7 protein-coding genes are annotated in these 5,848 nt (G+C 33.2%); 4 read left to right on the top strand and 3 right to left on the bottom strand.

The features are described from left to right. Positions 1–195 precede the first annotated feature (195 nt). The 3 genes from mobV to KM885_RS17405 all read left to right on the top strand — a co-directional run bounded on the left by mobV (position 196) and on the right by KM885_RS17405 (position 3,187). Positions 196–1,407: a MobV family relaxase gene (gene mobV, locus KM885_RS17415; RefSeq protein WP_216884325.1), complete on the top strand. Its 1,212-nt coding sequence runs from the start codon at positions 196–198 to the stop codon at positions 1,405–1,407. A gap of 209 nt (positions 1,408–1,616) precedes the next feature. Continuing rightward, positions 1,617–2,246: a helix-turn-helix domain-containing protein gene (locus tag KM885_RS17410; protein WP_216884324.1), complete on the top strand. Its 630-nt coding sequence runs from the start codon at positions 1,617–1,619 to the stop codon at positions 2,244–2,246. A 563-nt stretch (positions 2,247–2,809) separates the two neighbouring features. Continuing rightward, complete coding sequence (locus KM885_RS17405) at positions 2,810–3,187, top strand: hypothetical protein (RefSeq protein ID WP_216884323.1); 378 nt, start codon at positions 2,810–2,812, stop codon at positions 3,185–3,187. 34 nt (positions 3,188–3,221) lie between these two features. Here KM885_RS17405 and KM885_RS17400 read toward each other — a convergent pair whose 3' ends face one another. From KM885_RS17400 to KM885_RS17390, 3 genes are all read right to left on the bottom strand, one after another. Next, positions 3,222–3,401, bottom strand: a complete 180-nt coding sequence (locus KM885_RS17400) for a hypothetical protein (protein ID WP_216884322.1) — start codon at positions 3,399–3,401, stop codon at positions 3,222–3,224. A gap of 57 nt (positions 3,402–3,458) precedes the next feature. Then, entirely contained in the window at positions 3,459–3,668 is a 210-nt protein-coding gene (locus tag KM885_RS17395) for a hypothetical protein (protein ID WP_216884321.1), read from the bottom strand. A gap of 481 nt (positions 3,669–4,149) precedes the next feature. After that, positions 4,150–4,725, bottom strand: coding sequence for a DUF3967 domain-containing protein (locus KM885_RS17390; RefSeq protein ID WP_216884320.1), 576 nt, complete (start codon positions 4,723–4,725; stop codon positions 4,150–4,152). Positions 4,726–4,909: 184 nt separating this feature from the next. Here KM885_RS17390 and KM885_RS17385 point away from each other — a divergent pair, with 184 nt between their 5' ends. Next, a complete protein-coding gene (locus tag KM885_RS17385; protein ID WP_216884326.1) occupies positions 4,910–5,509 on the top strand; it encodes a hypothetical protein in 600 nt (199 codons plus the stop codon). Positions 5,510–5,848: the final 339 nt, after the last annotated feature.

Genomic DNA, 5,848 nt, shown 5'->3' with positions numbered 1-5,848 from the left:
GGGTCTGGGGAAGAGTTCCCCAGTGGGTTTGGGCAAAGCCCAAGGTTTTTTGCACGCTACTAGCGTGCTTCGGCGTTAGCCGAACGCCCCGCAGGGCACACGACTTATGAATATAAGTCTAGTGTGTTAGACTTATAGAAACATAGATGGATAAGTCTTCTTAGTGCTTCCCCCAAAAAAGGAGGTTATACGGAAATGTCCTACTCGATTTTGAGAGTGGAGAAAGTGAAACAAGCAGCCAATACAATCGGGATTCAAAAACATGTTCAAAGAGAAAATAATAATTACAACAACAAAGATATTGATCATGAACGAACGCATTTAAATGTGGATTTAATTCATGGCCAAGAAAAGCAAAATTACAATGAATTAATTGAAAAGAGAATTGAAGAAGGTTACACAGGAAAACGAAAAATACGAAGTGATGCGATACGTCATATTGATGGCATTATAACGAGTGATAATATGTTTTTTGAAAATATGGACCAGGACCAGGTAAAAAAATACTTCCAAGATTCGTTGGAGTTCCTGGAGGATGAATATGGAAAAGAAAATGTGGTATATGCCACGATACATATGGATGAAAGCACACCGCATATGCATTTTGGCGTTGTTCCGTTAACGGAAGATGGACGCTTAAGCGCTAAGGATGTTATCGGGAATAAGTCGGCTTTAACCAAGCTTCAAGATCGATTTAATGAATTTATAAATGATAAAGGTTACCAGTTGGAACGTGGAGAGCCTAAAGAAGTGACGAAGAAAAAACATCAAGACATGGACAGATTTAAACAAGAGACAAAATACCATGAAAAAGTTTTTTTAGAAGTCCAACAAAAGGTAGAAAAACAAGAAGAAAGATTGGATGAATTAACTGCCACATTAGAGCCAAAAGCAGTTAAATTCAAAAGACAAGAAGTTAAAACAGAAGTAAAAGATAAGTTGTTTGGGAAATCAGAAGTGATTAAAAAGAAAACTGGAAACTTGGTTTTGACACCAACACAATATAAAAAAATGAATGAACAAGTTACTGCTGCAGTTGCCATTCAAAAAGATTATAACCGTTTGAAAGATACTGACTTGGCGAAAGAGAATCAGCAGTTAAAAAAAGACCTAAAACGTGAAGACGAGAGATATGAAGATCTTACGGAGGAATATACCAATTTATATTTAGAAAATGAAAGGCTTTCTAAAGAGAATAGCTTGTTAAAAAGCCATATAAGCGTTTTAGAGAAAAATTTAAGAGTTTTGTATAAAAACACTAAGAAAATATTTAAAGATAAATTTAAAGGGTTTAGAGACGTTTTAAAAGGTGATATGGAAAAACAAGGAGTAGAAAATTATTTTGAAAGAGTACATGTTCAAGAACAGAGAAAAATGAGAGAGAAGAATAATAGTTTAGAAAGATGAAAAATATCTCGAAAAAAGGAAAATTATGCTAGGATAGAAGTATAAAGACAAAGAAAAAACCGCCCTGTCTTTGGTCGGATAGGCGGTTTCTCAAAACTATTAAAGGGCATAGGAGTTAGCCCTTAAAGGGGTTAGCCCCTTTATTCACTTTGTTTAATTATATTCTACCACAAAGGGGCTAATTCCTTCCACAGAGGAGAGGAATTAAAATGAGTAAAGGTAAAGTTGTAGATTTTGGACAGGCTGAAAATAAGGCTAAACAGAGAGATATTGACATTGAACAGTTAAAATATGCATTAAATCATGGGGGCTTGTCACAAGATCAAATTAATATTGCCTTAGGTATGTTAAGTCAAGGTATTGGAAAAGAACTTTACATAGGTACTAAAAAAAGTCCTCAATCGAAAGTGAGGTTTGCTCAATTCTTACAAAGGAACTGGGAGTTTTTAAGGCGTGAGAAGTATTTAACTAGTGAAGAAAAAGTTTTTTTAACTGATGTTCAACCAAACATAAGTATGCATTCAAATGCTATTGTAGATGACATAATGAAAAAACCAGCAAATGCTTTAACGATTCAAGGTATTGCTGATTGTTTAAATACTTCACGAACAAAAATTAGTAGAGTAGTAAATGCGTTAATTAGAAAAGGTATTCTTGCTAAAGCTGTTTCAGGTGATACTAGAGATGTAAATCAAGCAAAAGATTATGTACTTTTTATTAACCCTAATATTATTTATGTGGGCGATAAAGATGATGTAGATGAGCATTTAGTATTAATGTTTCAAAAACAAATGAAAGATAATCCTACACTAAAAAAATTACCTCAAAGATTATTCTAACTAAAAGAGCCAATAAGGCTCTTTTTTTATTTCTTTAACCGTATTAAATTTAATACGGTACCGTATCACTTTTAATACGGTATTAAATCCCTAAAACTATTGATATATCAACCTTTTTTAAACTTTTAATAGGCTTTATACTCTCACTCTTTATATAAGGGCTTTTCTCCATGCAAGGTTCGGGTAGTATTTTTTTGAAAAACCCACTCAAAAAAATCTCCACCCTTTCCTCCTTGCATTCCGAAATTTTGGCGGTGTAGGCATATCGCCAAGCCGAACATACCCAAAACGAGGATTTAATACATTCGGCTTGCTCTTGTTATTGTACCGCCAAAACCGCTAGTGCATCCGTTCAAAAATATCTGCTTTAATCGATAATTATTAACGCTATGTGGGGGCTAGCCCCCACACCCCCAGCCAGCACTCACACCCCAAAACAAGAGAAAAGCCAAAGTAAAAGGGAATTAAATTATTTTAAAACATTTTGAATTTTTTATTTACAATTTGGAAAATTATAGTATATTAATATTTACGATAAATTCTAAATATTAGGAGGTTGTTTAATGAAAAAGTTTATTATCTGCATTTGTTTGGCTTTAATAGTATCTTTAGGAGCCCCAGCAATAACCAACATTGGGGTAGACAAAGCGGAAGCAGCATCAGTTGCCGGAAAATCATATACTTACTATATTAGTAAATCAAATGTAAAAACTCTCTACAAAAATATGAAAAAGGTTCAATCTGTTGGAGGTTGGGCAAGCATTGGTGTTGGTTTAATTCCTGGTGGACAAGCAGCTGCAATTGGTATAGCATTAGGATCTAGTTCTGTCGGAAAAAAAGAAATAGAAAAAGCATATCATAAAAATATGCGGTTAAAAGTTACTTATACGTACGGAGTTACCATGTCAACAAATAAAACTACTTTTAAAGCAGTTAAATAAATAGAAAAAGAGGACATTTAAATGTCCTCTTTTTCTATTTATTTTTCTTTTTTTCTAAAAAGAAGTAAATAAAAAATAAAATAATAGCTAAAATTATTATTCCCCAAATATAAGGTATAATATTTATTTCAAGTGGATTTGCAAATTTTAATATTGCCAATAATATTATAGCTAAAATTAAATATTGGAATGTTTTTATAAAAGCTTTTTTCATTTTTATACGCACCTTTTCATTAATATATTTTTTACAATAATTGCTATTCATAATGGACTATTTTCTAAATGAATTTTCATTTTTAGGATAATTAGAATTTAGTAAATCAGCAAAGATAAAAGAGCCTTTTATTTCATAATTTGCTACAAGACTATGTAAAGCCATTACTGCTAATTGATTTTGTGACAATCCTAGTTCATTAGCCATTTTTTTTAATTGTTCTTTTAAATTTTCTGGCATGGATACTGGCATTTTTTTAGTAGTCACAAAATCCCCCCCTCTTCATAACTTCTTCGCATACATCACAAGTTTGATTAAAAAATTTTTTACATGTTTAACATTTACTATAATTAATCAAATATTTTGTATTTATAATACTATAATAACATTAAAATTGTATTAAAACAGTATTAAAATGGTATTAAAGTGAGATAATTTTGGAAGTTATCGTATATCTTTTTGTAAATTTTTATTTTGTCATATTCTATAAAAATAAATGTATTTTTTCTTATCTAATATGCCTTATTGAATATAGTATACATTTTTAGTTAACATAATGTCTCTTTTAGGAAGTTACAAAATAAAAAAACATTGATAAATCAACGTTTGGAAACTCCCATTTTTTTATCTAATATACAGGATTTTATACATGCTTGATAAATTAAGGTTTTTCCTTCGGGATCCACCTTCCAACATGCATAAAATCCTGCATAAAAAAGAGGTTTATTTTAGAAGAAGGGTAAATATTTTACTTGAAAAATCTCGTAAAGAATCCCCTTTTCTTTTCTTCTCGAGCATTTGCTATTTCATTTTTAGCTTCTTGTATTTCTCTCAATGATTCCATTAATTTTCGATCTCGTTCTTCTAATCGGTTATTGATATAATCCTCTTGTTTTTGTTGCTGTTTTTCTATATCCGCAACATGTTTCCGCAGTTCCGTAATTTCCTCTTTTTGATCAGCAATTATTTTCATGGTTGCATTCATTTGTTCCAGTGCATTTTGAAGTTGTAAAGCATAGTGTTTATTGTCATTTTCTGATTGCTGTTGCACTACTGCTGTTGTTGTTGCGGTTGTTTCTTTCATATCGATATTCTTAGGAAACATCTGGCTTAGACCATCTTCAATTTCGATTGCGGTTAGCTTGCGTTTAAACCCCTCTGCAATGAACCGCAACACTTCCACCGTTTCCAATCGGTAACGTTTTTTTCTGCCTTCGCCAACGGAAGGAATGTAATCTATAAAATGATCCCGATAATATCGAGCAGTAGATTCCGGTATATTTAATTCTTTTGCGACCTCTGCCATGGTCATTAATTTTTTCATGTCTATCACTCCGATCTACGGGAAATCTATTATTCTTATTCTACAGCAGTTCCGCAATCACCTACTAAAGCAAAATTGTTTTAGAAAAAGGACTTAAATTATTTGCCTTTTGGTAACTTAAATTATTGATTTTAGGTTACCAAATCGGTACAATAAAAGTAACTTAAGATTAGGGGTGATTGGAATGTTCGTTATTCGTGGGAAAAATGGTGAAATCATAACGAGTAGTGAGATCGAAACAGATGGTCAAGAAATTACATATGGAACAAGAGAAGAAGCAAGGAAGGCACTCAAGGAATTAGAAAGGAGTATGCCAACGGGGTTATTTCAAATTGAAGAAGCAAAATGTATGAATTGTGGTGAAACGCATGATGTAATTGATTTTTATTCAGGAGATGATTATGTCATTTTATGTGCGAATTGTCGCCAAAAATTAGCAATGGGTCAGCTGGGAAAAATTGGACGTCCTAGTATGGGAACGACTAAAAAGGTATCTCTCACGCTTTCTGATGATATGTGGAATTGGCTTGATGAAAAAGCAGAAGGTAACCGTTCAAAATTTTTACGTGAAGTTGTTGCAAATGCATATTTAAACAATAATAAAGAACTTGGAAATGAAAGTGAATGGAGTAATAATGCTTGTTTAGGATATGTCATTCTTGGAGCGAAGAAACTTGGCTATGATGATGAACAGATCCAAGACCTGGTTCGTGCTATGTATGTAGAATTTGATATGAAAACCGTAGATGAAGCAAAGGACACGTACAATCAATCATCCTATTAAGCCAAATAAAAGCTATATTGGAATTTTAGGCTTAATATGGTTTTTAACTAGGGGCGACCTCTTATAAGGGCTTAAAATGCTTCATATGGCGTTTGTCAATGTCTTGGAGTGGTAGCGGAACGAAGTGAGCATAAGGAACGGAAAGGCATTGACAAACTCACCGCACCCGAACCCTCTTGGCATTGAATCGAATCCATTCGATTCCTGCCTACCGGCGAGGGAGCCCCCTCAAAATTGAGGGGGTTGGGGGAGTTAATTAATGGGGTCTGGGGAAGAGTTCCCCAGTGGGTTTGGGCAAAGCCCAAGGTTTTTTGCACGCTACTAGCGTGCTTCGGCGTT

It is taken from the genome of Oceanobacillus caeni (assembly GCF_019037185.1).
Taxonomy (GTDB): domain Bacteria; phylum Bacillota; class Bacilli; order Bacillales; family Amphibacillaceae; genus Oceanobacillus; species Oceanobacillus caeni.
Note: the sequence above shows the minus strand (reverse complement) of the source record. Positions and strands in the feature narration are given on the sequence as shown.